Source organism: Microbacterium indicum DSM 19969 (assembly GCF_000422385.1).
GTDB classification, from domain to species: Bacteria; Actinomycetota; Actinomycetes; order Actinomycetales; family Microbacteriaceae; genus Microbacterium; species Microbacterium indicum.
Window position 1 is genome coordinate 12,777 of sequence record NZ_KE383822.1, and the last position, 17,214, is coordinate 29,990.

13 protein-coding genes are annotated in these 17,214 nt (G+C 72.1%); 8 read left to right on the top strand and 5 right to left on the bottom strand.

The window, feature by feature from the left end:
* Nucleotides 1-12: 12 nt before the first annotated feature.
* Nucleotides 13-498, bottom strand: a complete 486-nt coding sequence (locus H576_RS0113160) for a MarR family winged helix-turn-helix transcriptional regulator (protein WP_029151309.1) — start codon at nt 496-498, stop codon at nt 13-15.
* Nucleotides 499-590: 92 nt separating this feature from the next.
* On the opposite strand from H576_RS0113160, the gene H576_RS15895 reads away from it, so the two are divergent.
* Genes H576_RS15895 through H576_RS15900 form a run of 3 tightly spaced genes read left to right on the top strand, consistent with a single transcriptional unit; the run spans nt 591 to nt 3,409 of the window.
* Entirely contained in the window at nt 591-1,697 is a 1,107-nt protein-coding gene (locus H576_RS15895) for an LLM class flavin-dependent oxidoreductase (RefSeq protein WP_084502747.1), read from the top strand.
* Between the two features lie 33 nt (nt 1,698-1,730).
* Nucleotides 1,731-2,774, top strand: a complete 1,044-nt coding sequence (locus tag H576_RS0113170) for an LLM class flavin-dependent oxidoreductase (protein ID WP_029151310.1) — start codon at nt 1,731-1,733, stop codon at nt 2,772-2,774.
* Nucleotides 2,771-3,409: an NADPH-dependent F420 reductase gene (locus H576_RS15900; RefSeq protein WP_036321002.1), complete on the top strand. Its 639-nt coding sequence runs from the start codon at nt 2,771-2,773 to the stop codon at nt 3,407-3,409. Before H576_RS0113170 ends, H576_RS15900 begins: the two co-directional genes overlap by 4 nt.
* Before the next feature lie 288 nt (nt 3,410-3,697).
* On the opposite strand, the gene H576_RS0113180 is transcribed toward H576_RS15900, so the two are convergent.
* Nucleotides 3,698-4,579, bottom strand: a complete 882-nt coding sequence (locus H576_RS0113180) for a helix-turn-helix transcriptional regulator (protein WP_029151311.1) — start codon at nt 4,577-4,579, stop codon at nt 3,698-3,700.
* A gap of 101 nt (nt 4,580-4,680) precedes the next feature.
* On the opposite strand from H576_RS0113180, the gene H576_RS0113185 reads away from it, so the two are divergent.
* From H576_RS0113185 to H576_RS0113195, 3 genes are all read left to right on the top strand, one after another.
* Nucleotides 4,681-6,081: an MFS transporter gene (locus H576_RS0113185; RefSeq protein ID WP_084502748.1), complete on the top strand. Its 1,401-nt coding sequence runs from the start codon at nt 4,681-4,683 to the stop codon at nt 6,079-6,081.
* A 141-nt stretch (nt 6,082-6,222) separates the two neighbouring features.
* A complete protein-coding gene (locus H576_RS0113190) occupies nt 6,223-8,196 on the top strand; it encodes a DEAD/DEAH box helicase (RefSeq protein ID WP_029151313.1) in 1,974 nt (657 codons plus the stop codon).
* 94 nt (nt 8,197-8,290) lie between these two features.
* Nucleotides 8,291-9,211 carry an aldose 1-epimerase family protein gene (locus H576_RS0113195; protein ID WP_029151314.1) on the top strand — a complete coding sequence of 307 codons (921 nt, stop codon included), beginning with the start codon at nt 8,291-8,293 and terminating at the stop codon, nt 9,209-9,211.
* Nucleotides 9,212-9,273: 62 nt separating this feature from the next.
* Here H576_RS0113195 and H576_RS0113200 read toward each other — a convergent pair whose 3' ends face one another.
* From H576_RS0113200 to H576_RS0113210, 3 genes are all read right to left on the bottom strand, one after another.
* Complete coding sequence (locus H576_RS0113200; RefSeq protein WP_029151315.1) at nt 9,274-9,825, bottom strand: YceI family protein; 552 nt, start codon at nt 9,823-9,825, stop codon at nt 9,274-9,276.
* A gap of 124 nt (nt 9,826-9,949) precedes the next feature.
* Nucleotides 9,950-12,025, bottom strand: a complete 2,076-nt coding sequence (locus H576_RS15905) for an ATP-binding cassette domain-containing protein (RefSeq protein ID WP_051172787.1) — start codon at nt 12,023-12,025, stop codon at nt 9,950-9,952.
* A gap of 17 nt (nt 12,026-12,042) precedes the next feature.
* Complete coding sequence (locus H576_RS0113210; protein WP_029151316.1) at nt 12,043-12,588, bottom strand: ECF transporter S component; 546 nt, start codon at nt 12,586-12,588, stop codon at nt 12,043-12,045.
* Between the two features lie 323 nt (nt 12,589-12,911).
* Between H576_RS0113210 and recQ the strand changes: the two genes are divergently transcribed.
* On the top strand, nt 12,912-14,891 hold the full coding sequence (gene recQ, locus H576_RS0113215; protein ID WP_029151317.1) for a DNA helicase RecQ: 1,980 nt from the start codon (nt 12,912-12,914) through the stop codon (nt 14,889-14,891).
* Between the two features lie 246 nt (nt 14,892-15,137).
* Nucleotides 15,138-17,214: choice-of-anchor G family protein (locus H576_RS15910; RefSeq protein ID WP_036321006.1), on the top strand; the 2,077-nt coding region annotated here is incomplete at its 3' end.

Here is a 17,214-nt window from a genome sequence, read left to right on the forward strand (position 1 = left end):
GCCGGCACCACCTCAGGGGGTGCCGGCCTCGCCGAGTCCGAGGTGGCGGCGGAGCGCCTGCGTGATCTCGCCCAGGTCGGCGAGCTGATCGGGCGTCAGCGCGTCGACGAAGACCTCGCGGACCGCGCGCAGGTGCGGCACCGAGCCGCGCCGGAAGGCGTCGGCGCCCGCGTCGGTCATCGTGACCTGCGCGCCCCTGCTGTCGTCGGCGCACGCCGCCCGGCTGATGAGGCCGCGGCGCTCCATGCGCCCGAGGTGGTGCGAGAGACGGCTGCGCTCCCAGTCGACGAGGGCCGCGAGCTCGGACGAGCGCGCGGTGCGCCCCTCCGCCTCGCTGAGCGCGAGCAGCACGCGGTAGTCGCCGGTCCCGAGGCCCGAATCCTCCTGCATCCGCGCCGCGAGCCGCGCCGTGATGGCCGACGACGTCTCGGTGTACCCGCGCCAGATGCGCAGCTCGTGCTCGGTCGGGGTCCTCCGCCTGTGCGCGTTCTCGGCCATCTCGCCTCCCTGGTTGACATGTCAATCGTAAGGGGTCATAATTGACACGTCAATCATCATCCCGTTCGGTCGGGGGAGAGGTCGTGGAGGCCATGGCTGGGCAGCGCTTCGAGGTGGGGCTCGACTCGTTCGGCGAGGTCGCCGCCGACGGCGATCGGATCCTCGGCGACGCCGAGAGCGTGCGGCTGATCGTCTCGGAGGCGCGGCTCGCCGAGGAGGTCGGCCTCGACGTCTTCAGCGTCGGCGAGCACTACCGCGAGGGGCAAGTCGACTCCGCGACGCCCGTCCTCCTCGCCGCCGCGGCCCAGGCGACCGAGCGGATCCGCCTCGGCACGTCGGTGACGGTGCTCTCGACGCAGGATCCCGTGCGCCTCTACCAGCAGTTCGCGACGGTCGACGCGGTCTCGGGCGGCCGGGCCGAGATGGTCCTCGGGCGGGCGTCGGCCGTCGAGTCCTTCCCGCTCTTCGGCTACGACATCGCCGAGTACGAGGATCTCTTCGAGGAGAAGCTCGACCTCTTCGTGCGCCTCCTGCGCGAGGACAGCGTGACGTGGAGCGGGGCGCACCGCCCGCCGCTCGACGACGTGCGCCTGCACCCGCGCATGCCCGAGGGAGGGATCCCCGCCTGGGTGGGGATCGGCGGGAGCCCCGACTCGGTGATCCGGGCCGCGCGGCACGGCCTTCCGCTCATGATGGCCGTCATCGGCGGGCGCCCCGAGCGCTTCGCGGGGCATGCCGAGCTGTTCCTCCGGGCTCTCGCGCAGTTCGGGCGGCCCGAGCTCCCGATCGGCCAGCACTCGATCGGCCTCGTCGCCGAGACCGACGAGGAGGCCCGCGAGCGCTTCTGGGAGGTGTGGAAGCCCGTCGTCGTGCGCATGAGTCGCGAGCGCGGGTTCTACGCGCCGACGCCCGAGCGCTACGCCGAGGAGGTCGAGACGGGCGCGCTGTTCGTCGGATCCCCCGAGACCGTCGCACGGAAGATCGCGTTCGTCGCGCGCGAGAACCACCTGAGCCGCTTCGGCCTCAAGTACGACGTGCTGCACATGCAGCGCTCCGACCGCGAGCGCACCATCCGGCTCCTGGGGGAGGAGGTCGCGCCGCGCGTGCGCGAGCTGCTCGCCGCCGACCCGGGGTCGTGGCGCCTCGCGGATCGCCCCACGGCCCAGATCACGCCGGGCGGCCGCGCCGTCCACGCCTGACGGCCCCGCACACGAGACACCGAGGAGACAGCAGTGGACGACATCGAATTCGGCATCGACAGCTTCGGCGAGCTGCCGCGCGACGACCGCGGCCAGGTCGTCACCTACGCGGAGGCGATCCGCGCCGCGGTGCGCGAGGCGGTTCTCGCCGACCAGGTCGGGATCGACGCCGTCGCGCTCGGCGAGCACCACCGACCCGAGTTCGCGATCTCGTCGCCCGAGACGGTTCTCGCGGGCATCGCGACGGCGACCGAGCGCATCAAGCTGGCGTCGGGGGTGACGGTGCTCTCGTCCGACGATCCCGTCCGGGTGTTCCAGCGCTTCGCGACGGTCGACGCGCTCTCGAACGGGAGGGCCGAGGTGATCCTCGGGCGCGGATCCTTCACCGAGTCCTTCCCCCTCTTCGGGTACGACATGAGCGACTACGAGATCCTCTTCGAGGAGAAGATCGATCTGTTCCACCGGCTGCTCGACGAGGGACCCGTGACGTGGGGCGGGACGACGCGCGCCGCGCTCGACGGGGCCGACGTGTTCCCGAAGACCGAGTCCGGGCGCCTCACGACATGGGTCGGCGTCGGCGGATCCCCGCAGTCGGTCCTGCGCACGGCGCACTACGGCTTCCGCCTCATGCTCGCGATCATCGGCGGCGCCCCCGCGCGCTTCGCCCCGTACGTCGACCTCTATCGGCGCGCGGCCGCCGAGCTCGGCACGACGGCGCACCCCGTCGGCATGCACTCGCCGGGCTTCGTCGCCGAGACCGACGAGGAAGCGCGCGAGCTCTTCTACCCGGGCTTCAAGGAGATCCGCGACCGCATCGGAGCCCTGCGCGGCTGGCCGCCCGTGCAGCGCGGGCAGTTCGACGCCGACGTCGAGCACGGCTCGCTCTACGTCGGGTCGCCCGAGACCGTGGCGCGCAAGATGGCGGCGGCGATCCGCGCCCTCGACGTGGGCCGCTTCGACATGATCTACTCGGCCGGCGGCGCGCTCTCGGCGAGCGCGCGCCTGCGCTCCGTGGAGCTGTACGGAACGCGCGTGATCCCCCGCGTGCGCGAGCTGCTGGCGGAGGGTACGCGATGAGCGGCGTGACGACGATCGGGATCCTCGGCGCGGGGAAGGTCGGCACGGTCCTCGCTCGGCTGGCGCTGCGCGCCGGATACCGCGTGCTGATCGCGGGATCGCGCGAGCCCGAGCGGATCGCGCTGACGATCGAGGTGCTGACCCCCGGCGCCGTCGCCGTGAGCGCGGAGGAGGCGGCGCGCGAGGCCGACGTCGTGATCCTCGCGCTGCCCCTCGGGAAGCACGGCACGATCCCCGCGGATCGGCTGCGGGGCAAGCTCGTGGTCGACGCCATGAACCACTGGTGGGAGGTCGACGGACCGCGCGAGCGGATCCTCGAGCCCGGCGCCTCGTCGAGCGAGTTCGTGCGCGACGGGCTGCCCGGGGCGCGCCTCGTCAAGGCCTTCAACCACATGGGCTATCACGACCTCGAGGACGAGGCCCGTCCTGCCGGGGCGGCCGGGCGCAAGGGGATCGCCGTCGCGGGCGACGACGCCCACGACGTCGAGGCGGCGGCCGGGCTCGTCGACGCGCTCGGCTTCGATCCCGTCGTCCTGCCGTCGCTGCGTGACGGGATCCGTCTGGAGCCCGGCTCCCCGGCGTTCGGCGCCGATGTGCCGGCGGCCGAGCTGCGCGGTCTGGTCGCGGCGGCCTGACGTCTGCGGCTGCCCGGCGGCAGGAGTACGGCGGGTTTCGCCGTGGCGGGTGGTCGGCCCGGCGTGTCGGGCCGTTGCCGCGCGTATTGCCGTAGTCCTGCGCCGCGCGGGTCTCTAGCCGGCGGCGCCGACGTGCCCGCCGCCGAGCTGCGCGGGCTGGTCGCGGTGGCCTGACGTCTGCGGCTGCCCGGCGGCAGGAGTACGGCGGGTTTCGCCGTCGCGGGTGTTCGGCCCGGCGTGTCGGGCTTCTGCGGCGCGGATCGCCGTAGTTCTGCGCGGCGCGGGTCTCTACCCGGCGGCGGCGTGCCGGGCGTCGCCGCGGGCGGTCCACCGCGGCGCGGCCGCGTGCAGCCGGTCGAAGCGCTCGAGGCGCTCGCGCGTCGCGTCGTCGGACGGCGTCATCACGATGATCCGGGTGCCGCGCGACGGATCGAGCCACAGGCTCTGGAACGCGACCGTCAGGGGGCCCGCGGCCGGCGAGACGTACCGGCGCTCCTGCGGCCGGTCGTCGTCGACGTCGTAGTTCTCCCAGAGCCGGCGGAACTCGGCCGAGGTCTCCGTGAGGCGCTCGATGAGCCGGTCCCAGCGCGGCTCGCCGCGATGCTCGGCCTGCCGCGAGCGCAGCCGCGCGGCCACGCTCGGCAGCACCTGCTCCTTGTCGACGATCGCCGCGTTCCACACCGGGTCGGTGAACATCAGGAAGGCGCAGTTGCGGTCGTCGGGCTCGTACGCGTCGAGGTCCGAGAACAGGAATCGGTAGGTGCGGTTCGCGGCGACGATCTCGTAGCCGTCGGTCTGCAGCGCCGCGGGGAACGGCAGCAGCCGGTCGAGGATCTCGAGGTTCTCGGGGCGCACATCGATCGGCGCAGCCGCCTGGTGCAGCCCGCGCCCCGCGAGGACGAGGAGGTGGTGCCGCTCGGCGTCGCTCATCCGCAGCGCGCGGGCGAGGGCCTCGAGGACCTGATCGGAGACGCCGGTCGCGCGCCCCTGCTCGAGCCACGTGAGCCACGTGATGCCGATGCCGGCGAGCGGCGCGAGCTCCTCGCGGCGCAGCCCCGGCGTGCGGCGCCGGCCGACCGCGGCGATCCCGACGTCCGCGGGCGCGGTCGCCTCGCGGCGCGCGCGGACGAAGGCCCCGAGCTGGCGGCGGCGGTCGAGATCCTCATCCATGTCCTCAGTCTGCGCCGGCGGGGGAGGCGGATCCAGGTGCTCCGACTAATAGGATCAGCGCACTCCTGGTAACAGGATCGGATCGGGCGGATCGTCGGAGCATGACAACCGCCGCCATCGACACGGGCGTGGCCCGTCGATCCCTCGCGCCGCTCGGCCTCGCCGCGCTGATCCTCGCGTACATCCCCGTCAACTTCACGTTCGGATCCGTCAACGTGCTCGCCGACGACATCGGATCCGATCTCCGGGCGGGCGCGGCGGGGCAGCAGCTCGTGCTCGCGGCCTACACGACGGCGTTCGCGGCGACCCTCGTGATCGCGGGGCGGCTCGGCGATCGGATGGGGCGCCGGCGGCTCCTCGCGATCGGATCCGCGGGCGTCGTCGTGCTGAGCGTCGCGACCGCGCTCGCGCCGAACCTGGCGACGGCCGTCGCGCTGCGCGTCCTGCTCGGCGTCGCGGCGGGGCTCCTCACGCCGCAGGTGCTCTCGACGATCCAGGCGACGGCGCACGGCGCGCTGCGCACGTGGGGGCTCATGCTGTTCACCGCGATGAGCGGCGTCGCGACGATCCTCGGGCAGCTCGCCGCGGGAGCGCTGGGATCCCTGCTCTCGGCGCACGACGGATGGCGCGCGGTGCAGATCGCGACCGCCGCGATCGCCGCCCTCGGCCTCGCGGGCCTCGTCGCGGTCCCCGAGTCGCGGTCGGACGCGGCGCTCGCGCTCGACGGATCGGGAGCCGCGACGCTCGGCGCGAGCCTGCTCCTCGTCGTCGTCCCGCTGACGCTCGGCCCGACCCTCGGCTGGCCCGTGTGGGCCGTCGTCGTCCTCGTCGCCGGAGCCGCGCTCCTCGTTGCGTTCGGCGCGCAGCAGGCCCGTTCGGAGCGCCGCGGGCGCCTCCCCATCGTGCCGCCGAGCGTGCTGCGGATCACGGTCGTCCGACGCGGCCTGCTCATGACGCTCCTGTTCTTCACGACGTACGGCGCGATGCTCTACGAGCTGTCGGCGCTCGCGAAGGCGCGGTTCGGCATGGGGGCGCTCGGCGCGGCGCTGCTCGTGCTGGGGTTCGGCCTCGCGTTCGTCGCGGTCTCGATCTCGATGCCGCGGCTGCTGCCGGTCCTCGGGGCGCACACGATGACGGTCGCTGCCGTGGCGCAGGCGGTCGTCCTCGCGGCGCTCGGCGCCCTGGCGATCGCCGGCGCCGACGGATTCTGGGCGTACGAGATCGTGCTCGTCCCGCTGGGCGTCACGCAGGCGATGATGTTCGGGCCCGTCCTGCAGACCGTCGTGACCCGGGCGCCCGAGTGGGCGGGCGGCGTCGCGAGCGGCCTCTTCACGACGATGCAGCAGCTCGGTCTGACGCTCGGCGTCGCGGTTCTCGGCGGCGTGTTCTGGGCGACGGAGCGGTCTGCGGGGCTCGACCCGGCCCTCGGCCTCGTCTTCGGGATCCACGCGCTGTGCGCGCTCGTGTTCGCGGCCCTCGCGCGGTCGATCGCGCGGCGCTGAGCGGCCGATTACGACCGCACCCTGGGGTTTCCCAGACGGCCGCGGTACTTTGAAGGGTCGGCTGGGGATGCCGCGTCGTATGCGCGGGTGTTTGTGTGGATCCTTTTCGAGCCGCAGAACACCTGGAAGGTGCATTTTCGCATGCCCAAGAACAAGAAGCCCGCCGGCGGGCGCCCCTCGCAGAACTTCGACCCGCGCTACGCGAAGAAGTCCGACGGAGGCCGCAAGCCCCGCTGGTCCAACGACGACCGCGCCGCCCGCTCGGGCGCCCGCGATGACCGTTCGTTCGACCGCAACCGCGGCGGCGAGAGCCGCCCGCACCGTCGCTACGAGAGCGACGAGCGCCGCTCGTTCGACCGTCGCGACGACAACCGCGGCGGACGCTCGTACGGCAACGACGACCGTCCCCGCCGCTCCTACGACCGCGACGACAACCGCGGCCGTTCGTACGGCAACGACGACCGTCCGCGTCGTTCGTACGACCGTGACGACCGCGCCCCGCGCCGCGACGACGACCGTCGTTCGTTCGACCGTCGCGACGACAACCGCGGAGGCCGTTCGTACAACCGGGACGACCGTCCGCGTCGTTCGTTCGATCGCGACGACAGCCGCGGCGGCCGTTCGTACAACCGCGATGACCGTCCGCGTCGTTCGTTCGATCGCGACGACAGCCGCGGAGGCCGTTCGTACAACCGCGATGACCGTCCCCGTCGTTCGTTCGATCGCGACGACCGCGCCCCCCGCCGCTCGTTCGACCGCGACGAGAACCGCGGCCCCCGCCGCGAGTTCGACGGCGAGCGCAAGTGGCAGGAGCGCCGCGACGAGCGCCCGCAGCGCACCGCCGCGCAGGAGCAGCACATCGACGTCGTGCACGAGCGCCTCGAGGCGCAGGCCGTCCAGGCCGAGACGACCGAGGGTCAGACCTTCGGCGACCTCGGCCTCGGCGACAACATCGTGCGCGCCCTCGCCGAGCTCGGCGCCCCGAGCCCCTTCCCGATCCAGTCGGCGACGATCGTCCCGATCCTCGAGAGCAAGGACGTGCTCGCGCGCGGCCGCACCGGCTCGGGCAAGACCATCGCGTTCGGCGCTCCGCTCGTCGAGAGCATCCTGCGCTCGCGCAAGGGCCAGGCGCGCGAGTTCGGCCGCGCCCCGCAGGCGCTGATCCTCGCCCCGACGCGCGAGCTCGCGCTGCAGATCGACCGCACCGTGCAGCCCATCGCGCGCAGCGTCGGCCTCTTCACGACCCAGATCTACGGCGGCGTGCCCCAGGCCCGCCAGGTGGGCGCGCTCAAGAAGGGCGTCGACATCATCATCGGCACGCCCGGCCGCATTGAGGACCTGCACAAGCAGGGCAAGCTCGACCTCTCGCAGGTCCAGGTCGCCGTCCTCGACGAGGCCGACCACATGTGCGAGCTCGGCTTCCTCGAGCCCGTCCAGCGGATCCTGCGCCTCACGAAGGAGGGCGGCCAGAAGCTGCTCTTCTCGGCGACGCTCGACCGCGAGGTCTCGGCTCTCGTCGACGAGTTCCTCAAGGACCCCTCGGTCTACGAGGTCGCCGGTGAGGACCAGGAGACGGGCACGATCGACCACCAGGTCCTCGTCGTCGACCAGCGCGAGAAGCGCGAGGTCATCGAGCGCCTCGTCGACCGCGACGGCCGCACGATCGTCTTCACCCGCACGCGCGCCTTCGCCGACCAGCTGGTCGAGCAGATGGAGGACGACGGGATCCGCGCGATCGCGCTGCACGGCGACCTGAACCAGGCCCGCCGCACCCGCAACATCGAGCGCTTCTCGCAGGGCAAGATCCGCGTCCTCGTCGCGACCGACGTCGCGGCCCGAGGGATCCACGTGGACGACGTCGACCTCGTCGTCCAGGCGGACGCCCCCGACGAGTACAAGACTTACCTGCACCGCGCCGGCCGCACCGGTCGCGCCGGCCGCTCGGGCCGCGTCGTCACGCTGATCCCGCGTCAGCGCCGCCGCCGCATGGCCGACCTGCTGAACCGCGCCGAGATCGACGCGCCGTTCCGCGACGCCGACCCCGAGACGGTCGACGAGATCGCCGCGCCGGTCGTCGAGGTCGCCGCCGAGGAGACCACGGCCGTCGAGGCCTGATCCCGGCCGTTGAGAGCGCCTTCCCGCATGACGCGGGGAGGCGCTTTCGCGTCGATGCGCGCGGTCGGCCCGCGGATCCCGACAGAATGGACCCATGGCCATCGACCCCACAGGGACCCAGATCCGTATCGAGCGCGGCGACGTCGCCGCCCACATCGCGCAGGTCGGCGCATCGCTGAGGGGGCTGACGGTCGGCGGGACCGGCGTCGTCACGCCGTACCCCGAGGGCGCGCGCACCCCGTTCGGGTCGGGCATCGTGCTCGTGCCGTGGCCCAACCGCGTGCGCGACGGCAAGTGGAGCCAGACGGATCCGCACGGCACCGCCTACGACGAGCAGCTCGCGATCACCGAGCCGAAGCTCTCGAACGCGATCCACGGCCTGCTCCGGTACACGCCGTACAACGTGACGGTCGGCGAGGGCACGGCGACGCTGTCGGCGGCCATCGTGCCGCAGGCGGGCTACGACTTCGCGCTCGAGACGAGCGTCACCTACGCCCTCACCGACGACGGGATCCGCGTCACGCACCGCCTCGAGAACGTCGGCGCGCGCCCCGCGCCCGTCGGCATCGGCGTGCACCCGTTCTTCCAGATCGAGGGCGTCCCGACCGGCGAGCTCACGCTCACCTCGCCCGCCGACACCTTCTTCGCCGTCGACGACCGGCTCCTCCCGCTCAGCGAGGACCCCGTCGAGGGCGACAACGACCTGCGCGGCGGCAAGGTGCTCGGCGAGGTCCCGTTCTACGACACGGCGTTCGGCGGCCTCGCGCGCGACGAGCACGGTCTCGTCGGACACACGCTCACGGCGCCCGACGGCCGCGTGCTCACGATCTGGCAGGACGAGTCGTTCGACTACGCCCAGGTGTTCACGACCGACGGGTACCCGGGTCAGGATCTCGCGGTCGCGATCGAGCCCATGACGATGCCCGCCGAGGCGCTCAACTCGGGCCAGGGCCTGCGCTGGCTCGAGCCGGGCGAGGTCTTCGAGGCGAGCTGGGGCGTCGCGCTCTCGGCGTGACCCGACGCAGCAGGCCGCGCCCGGAAGCCGGGCGCGGCCTTCTGCACATCAGAGGGGCGGGATCACTCCTCGTGCACGAGGCTGATGTCGAACTCGAGCGTCACGCGCTCGGAGACGAGGACGCCGCCCGAGTCGAGAGCGGTCTGCCACTCGAGGCCGAACTCGCGGCGGTCGATGCGGCGCGTGCCCTCGAAGCCCGCGCGCAGCGCGCCCGTCTGGTCGCGGCCGACGCCGGTGAGCTCGAGCGGGATCCCGACCGACTTGGTCGTGCCCTTGATCGTCAGGTCGCCCATGACGAGGAACGCGTTCTCGGCGACCTGGTCGAAGCCGGTCGAGACGAACGTGATCTGCGGGTGGGCGTCGGCGTCGAAGAAGTCGCTCGAGCGCAGGTGCGCGTCGCGGTCGGCGCTGCGGGTGTCGACGCTCGAGACGTCGAGCGCGACGTCGATGTGCGCGCTCGCGAGCCCGTCGTTGCCGATCGTGAGGGTGCCCGTCGCGGCGGGGAAGACGCCGTGCACCTTCGTCACCATGGCGTGCTTCGCCGAGAAGCCGAAGCGCGAGTGCGCCGCGTCGACGGTCCACGTGCCCGCCATCGACGGATCGAAATCGGTCATGTTCCGGAAGTCTCCTGACCGGCGCTCGTCTGTCCGGGTGCGCCATCGAAAGGACGGGCCGAGCGGATCGACCCGCCGATCATCGTCGCATATCCGTGTTCATCAGGGGAGAACCACGGGGCATCTATCCGAGGATCGCGGGGACGGCGATCGCGGCCACGCAGACGAGAGCGCCGACCGCCGCGAAGGCCGTGTCGCGGCGGCGCCACCGGGCCGGGGAGCGCTCGGTGCGGGTGGGATGCGCCCCGAAGGCGCGAGCGTCCATCGCGAGGGCGACGCGCTCGGCGTGACGGATCCCACCCGCGAGCAGGGCGATGAGGTGCGCGGCCCCGCGCGAGCGCTCGCCGCGCACCCGGTGGGCCGCGCGGATGATGTCGCTCTCGTACCGGAAGCGCGGCACGAAGCGCAGCGCCGCGAGGCCCGCGTAGCCGATGCGATAGGGGATCCGGAGGTGCGCCACGAACGACCGCACCATGTCGGCGCCGTCGCTCGTGAGCCCCGGGACGAGGGCCAGGGCGATCATCGCCGTGAGGCGGAGCGCCGTCGCGATGCCCGCCTCGGGCCCGCTCCACAGGGTGAAGCCGCCCCAGAGCACGAGCCCCATCGCGGGGAGCGCCGCGCCGAGCCACAGCGCGAGCCGGCGGGTCAGGGGCGCGCCGATCAGAAGCGCGGCGTAGGTGAGGGCGAGGAGGATCGCGGGCCCCGCCGAGTCCCGGCTGAGCACGAGGCCGACCATCCCGGGCAGGACGGCGGCGGTCTTAGCGAGGGGATCGAGGAGCTCGAGGAGGCGCCGGCGCGCCGGTGCGTCCGCCGGGGGAGCGGCGGGGGGAGCGGACCCGGCGCCCACCTCGATCACCTGATCGGCGTGCGACGCGACGAGGCGCATGTCGTGGGTCACGACGACGATCGTCGTGCCGTCGTCGTGGAGCTCGTCGAGCAGCGCGATGATCTCGGCGGAGCGCTCGGGGTCCTGCCCGTAGAGCGGTTCGTCGAGGATGAGGACCCCTCGCGGCGTCATCCCGATCAGCGCGGTGCCGACCGAGAGGCGGCGCTTCTGGCCGCCCGAGAGGCGGAAGGGGTGCTGGTCGGCGTGGCCCTCGAGGCCGAAGCGCTCGAGCATCGCGTCGACGCGCTCGTCCACCTCGGCGCGCGGGACCCTCAGGCGCCGCAGCTCGTGCGCGAGCTCGTCGCGCACCGTCGCCGTGACGAACTGGTGCTCGGGGTTCTGGAACACGAAGCCCACGAAACGGGCGACCTCGCGGGCGGGCGTGCGTGCGGGATCCATGCCCGCGACCGACACGGATCCCTTCGGGGCGCGGATGACGCCCGCGAGGGCCTGGGCGAGGGTGGTCTTCCCGGCCCCGTTGGGGCCGACGATGGCCGTGAAGGATCCGTGGGGGATCTCGACCGACACGTCGTCGAGCACGAGGCGCTCGCCGCGGGAGATCGTGAGGTGCGTCGCGGAGACGGCCGGGCCGGAGGACGCGACGGCCGCGCGCGCGCCGGTGCGCCGAGGCGGGCGGGGAGCGGGGGCCTGCCGCGGGGAGCCGATCTCGACGGTCCGCGTCGCGACGGAGCGCGCGGCCTCCTCGTCGTGCTCGATGAGGACGACGGATCGATCCGCGTCCGCGATCGCCCGGACGGCCGCGTAGACGTCGGCGACGCCCGCGGGATCCAGGTTCGCCGTGGGCTCGTCGAGGACGATGAGCGGCGCCTCGGTCGCGATCGCGCAGGCGATGGCGAGGCGCTGGCGACCCCCGCCCGACAGCACGGCGGGGTCGTCGTCGCGGCGGTCCCAGAGCTCGACGGTGCGCAGGGCGGCCTCGGCGAGCCGGGCGACCTCGTCTGCCGGAAGCAGCAGGTTCTCGAGCGCGAAGCACACCTCGTCGAAGGCCGTCGCGGTGACGACCTGGGCGTCGGGGTCCTGGAACACCATGCCGACGCGGGTGCTCAGCCAGGCGGTCGTCGTCTCGCGGGTGTCGACGCCCGCGACGCGCATGGATCCCTCGAGCTCGGCGTCGACGGCGTGCGGGATCAGGCCGGCCAGCGCGAGCGCGATCGTCGACTTGCCCGCGCCGGACGGGCCGCGCAGCCACACGATCTCGCCGGGCCGCACGTCGAACGTCGCGCCCGCGACGGCGGGCCGGTCGGCGCCCGCGTACGTGACGCTCAGGTCCGAGACCGCGACGAGCGGATCCATCCGGCGGGCCCGCAGCCTCAGCGCGCGGGGACGACGCCGGCGCGGCGCAGCCCGCGCCCGACCGCGAGCGCGAGGAGCGTCCAGAGCATGGGGCCGACGAGGGAGAGCACGATGTAGGTGATCTGGGCCCACGTCGGAAGCGACCCGAGGTCGGCGGCGAGGCCCATGACGACGGCGATGAAGGCGCCGATGATGAGGGCCGAGATGAGGTACCGCCACCAGGTCCACGCGCGGTAGCGGAACGCCGCGGCGACGAGCTCCTGGATCCCGCCGAAGAGGATCGCGGTCATGATGAACTGCGGCACGAAGACGGGCGCGACGGCGCAGGCGACGAACGCCGCGAGGACGTGGGTGAGAAGGGCGACCCACGGGGCGCGGAAGATCTCCTGCGCGATGATGCCCGGCAGCGTGTGGACGCCGAGGATCGCCCCGTAGAGGAAGGGCACGGCGGCGATGACCGGGGTCGCGAGCCAGCCCTCGATTCCGCCGAGGATCCCCGTCGCGACGGCGATGGCCGCGCAGACGAGCAGAACACGGGTCGAGAAGACGGATCGGCGGGCCACGACGCCAGCCTATTGCCGCTGACTGAGGGGAACCTAAACTGCGGCGCGCGTTATCGACCCAGACGCAGACCGCCTCGCGCTCCGGTGAGCCGCCCGCCGCGGCCGGAAGATAAGCGTCGACTGAGTCGCGCATAACGATTCGGTCCACGTCTCGCCGCGGCGCCGGAACCCATGCAGATAATTGGATCGTCCAGGACGCGCATCCCCGGACATGCAACTCGAGGGCGACCGGTGCCGACAGTCTCCGGTCGCCCTCGAATTCTGGCTGCGGCCGTTGTCCACAGGGCGGTCCGCCTGTCGGCGGTGATCCGTAGGCTGGACGGATGACGAACGAGCCGCCGTACGACCCCGGTTTCGACGACGGCTGGCTGCCCCCCGAGGAGCCCGACGTCGACTACGACGGCGGACCGATCGCGTGGGCCGACCCGTTCGCGCCCGGCGCCGCCCCCGAGGGCCCCCCGGCCCCCGCACCCGCCGCCGCCCGCGCGTCGCGTTTCGCGAGCGCGCTCGAGGCGCTGCACACGGTCTACGGCTACGACGACTTCCGGGGAGATCAGGCCCAGATCGTCGAGCAGGTGATCGGCGGCGGCGACGCCGTCGTGCTCATGCCGACGGGCGGCGGCAAGAGCCTCTGCTATCAGATCCCGGCGCTCGTGCGCGAGGGAACGGGGCTCGTGGTCTCGCCGCTCATCGCGCTCATGCACGACCAGGTCGACGCGCTGCGGGCGAACGGCGTCGCGGCCGAGTACCTCAACTCCACGCAGGACGCCGCCGAGCGTTCGCGCGTCGAGCGCGCGTACCTCGCGGGCGAGCTCGACATCCTCTACGTCGCCCCCGAGCGGCTGAGCGGTCAGCAGACGCGCGACCTGCTCGGCCGTGGATCCCTCTCGGTCATCGCGATCGACGAGGCGCACTGCGTCAGCCAGTGGGGCCACGACTTCCGGCCCGACTACCTCGCGCTCGGCGACCTCGGCGAGCAGTTCCCCGGCGTCCCGCGCGTCGCGCTCACCGCGACGGCCACGCGCGAGACGCACGACGAGATCACCCAGCGTCTGCAGCTGGGCACGGCGCGGCACTTCGTCGCGAGCTTCGACCGGCCGAACATCCAGTACCGGATCGAGGCGAAGACCGACGCGCGCCGCCAGCTCCTCCAGTTCGTGCGCTCGCAGCCCGAGGGGTCGGCGGGCATCGTCTACGCGCTGAGCCGCAAGTCGGTCGAGCAGACGGCGACGTACCTCGCGGGGCAGGGGATCGATGCGATCCCCTATCACGCGGGCCTTCCGGCCGAGGTCCGCGCGGCGAACCAGTCGCGCTTCCTCCGCGAAGACGGCGTGGTCGTCGTGGCGACCGTCGCGTTCGGCATGGGCATCGACAAGCCCGACGTCCGCTTCGTCGCTCACATCGACCTGCCGAAGTCGGTCGAGGGCTACTACCAGGAGACGGGGCGCGCGGGACGCGACGGCGAGCCCAGCATCGCCTGGATGGCATACGGCCTCGGCGACGTCGTCCAGCAGCGGCGCATGATTCAGCAGGGCGAGGGCGACCGGGCGATCCAGATGCGCCAGCAGCAGCACCTCGACGCGATGCTCGCGCTGTGCGAGACGGTCTCATGCCGCAGGCAGAATCTGCTCGGATACTTCGGCCAGCGGTCCGAGCCCTGCGGCAACTGCGACACGTGTCTCGAGCCGCCGCAGACCTGGGATGGCCTCGTCGCGTCGCAGAAGATCATGTCGACGATCGTGCGGCTCGACCGCGAACGGCACCAGTCTTTCGGGGCGGGGCAGATCATCGACATCCTGCGGGGGCACGAGACCGACCGCACCCGTCGCTTCCGGCATCAGGAGCTCGCGACGTGGGGCATCGGCGACGACCTCGGCGAGCAGGACTGGCGCTCGGTGATCCGCCAGCTGCTCGCGCGGTCGCTTCTCATACCGCAGGGCGAATACAACACGCTCGCGCTCGGCCCCGAGGCCGGGGGAGTGCTGCGCGGCGAGACGCCCGTGCCGCTGCGCAAGGACCTCATCGGGCGCAAGAGCCGCCCATCGAGCCCGCGCAAGGCGTCCGCCGCCGACGCGCTCGCCGAGGGCGATCGCGGCCTCTTCGAGAAGCTCCGGGAGTGGCGCGCGGGTCAGGCGCGCGAGCAGGGCGTCCCGGCCTACATCGTGTTCGGCGACGCGACGCTGAGGGCGCTCGCCGAGCATCGGCCGGGCTCGATGGCCGACCTCGAGGGCATCACGGGCATCGGCGAGAAGAAGCGCGCGCTCTACGGCGAGCAGGTTCTCGAGGTCGTCGCCGCCGGCTGAAGCCCGGGTCGCATCGAGGGTGCCGCTCGCTCTGCACCTCAGTCGTTTCGTGGTCGGCGAGCGAACCTTCCCGTGATCATTTCGTTATGAAACGCTTCGCAATCGGAGTAGACAGCCAATCCGGACTTGCGGAATGCTAGCCGCCAGGTGGGTGTTCGCTGGGTGTCTTCTGACTGCCCCGAGGGCCACCGCGCTGGGTCTCTCGATCCCGGCCTGCATCTGATCGTGAAGAGAAAGGGACAGCCGTTGCGTGCTCTGAACAAAACCACTCATTCCACGGGAGGAGGTGCAACTCTGTGGAGGAAGCGGATTCTCAGCGCGGGAGCGACGGTTGCCACAGCGGCCCTCTTCGGCGCGGCGTTCGGCGCGGCCCCGGCGGTCGCCGCTGAAACCGACACCTCCGAGGCCGAAGGCCGTCTGATCACCTTCGACGGCGGCTTCGTCGATCTCAACGACGTCGCGGAGCTCACCCCCGCGTACTCCGCGACTCCGAGCGGCGTCGCCGAGTCCTCCAGCCCGCTCGAGCTCAGCCTGCTCGACGCGCTCGACATCGACCTGGGCAACGGCCTGCAGCTCTTCGGCAGCAACGGGATCCTCCAGCTCGGGGCGCTCGGTCAGTACGCGACGACCGAGGCCAACTCGGCGTACGCATCGGCCGGTCTGGTCGGCGCAGACGGTTCCATCGCCATCGGCAGCGGCGACCCTGCTGAGGGCGCGTCGCTCGACCTGAGCCCGATCCTCGAACAGGCCGGGCTGAGCGCGCTGCTCGACAACGCGCGACTTGAGCTCGGCGCGATCTCGTCGTCGGCCACGGTCAACGGCTCCGACGACCCGACGGGCGACTACCGGATCGCGAGCGGGCAGCTGCTGCTCACGAGCCCCGTGGTCGCGGGTCTCTCGGGAAGCCTCGTCGACGTCCTCGGCCAGATCTCCGACCCGATCAACGGCCTCGTGGGCGCTGACGGCGTCATCGACCAGACCGTCGACCCGCTGCTCGACGGGATCACCAGCACCCTGAACGGCCTGCTCCTGGGCGTCGGTTCGATCGACGACCTGGGCGTCACCGCGACGGTCGACGTCGATCTCGAGGCCGCCGTGAACTCGGTCCTGGCGCAGCCCATCACCTCGGACGACAGCGTCGTGACGATCGACTTCAGCACCGGTGAAGTCAGCGTGGATCTCGCTCGCCTCGTCGCCGACACGCAGGGCGGCGACTACGACGGAACGCTGAACGGCCTCCCCGCGAACACCGAGCTCCTCGACCCCGACCTCGTGCAGGCCGCGCTCGACGGCGCGATCGGCTCGGTCTTCGACCAGCTCCCCGCGCTGCTCGTGAACGCCGTCACCGACGCTCTGAACTCGACCGACGTGACTATCGAGATCGCCGGCGAGATCAACGGGCTCTTCGGCGCGGTCAACATCGGAACCGTCGACGTCGTCCTCTCCGGCACCCTGGGCGACTTCATCGGCGCCGAGGGGTCCGAGACTCCCACGGTCGATGCGTCTGGCACCACCCTCGTGGGGCTGCCTGTCGGCACAATCGTGACTCCGTTGCTGACGGCGATCACCGACACGATCCTTCCTGCGCTCGTCACTCCTCTTTCTGAGGCGATCACCGACGCGGGTGCCCTTGACACGATCTTCCGCCCGGTCGTCGAGGCGGCGAACGCCGTGCTCCAGCCGGTGTTCGGACTCGTGACGAACAACCTGCTCTCGCTGACCGCGAACGTCCAGGAGACCCCGGGGTCGTTCACTGCCGACGGTTCGTTCACGACGGACACGACGTTCAGCGAGCGCGCTCTGAGCCTCACCCTGCTGCCCGCGCTCAGCACCCCGCTTCTCGAGCTCTCGCTCGCGTCGTCGACGGTGCGATCCTCGGCTGAGGTCGTGTACGACCCGACGCTCGAAGCCGATGGACCGGTCGAAGCCGGGGACGAGACGACCGTCTCCGGTGAGGGATGGCCTCCGAACACCGAGGTCGACGTCGTGCTGATCGATCCCACGACGGGCGAGCCCGTTGAGGGTGCAGAGACCGTCACCGTCACGACCGACGAAGACGGCGCATTCACGACTCCTTACCCCGTGCCGGCCGGCGTTGAGCCGGGCGACTACGAGTTCGAGGGCACCGACGGCACCCACACGGTGACGACGCCGGTCGAGGTCATCACGACCGATGACTCCGACTCGTCGGCTACAGCTACGGCCGCGTCGGACGACGACTCGACCGCGACGTCGGATGATGACTCGACCGCTACGGCTGCGTCGGACGATGACTCGACCGCGACGTCGGATGATGACTCGACCGCTACGGCTGCGTCGGACG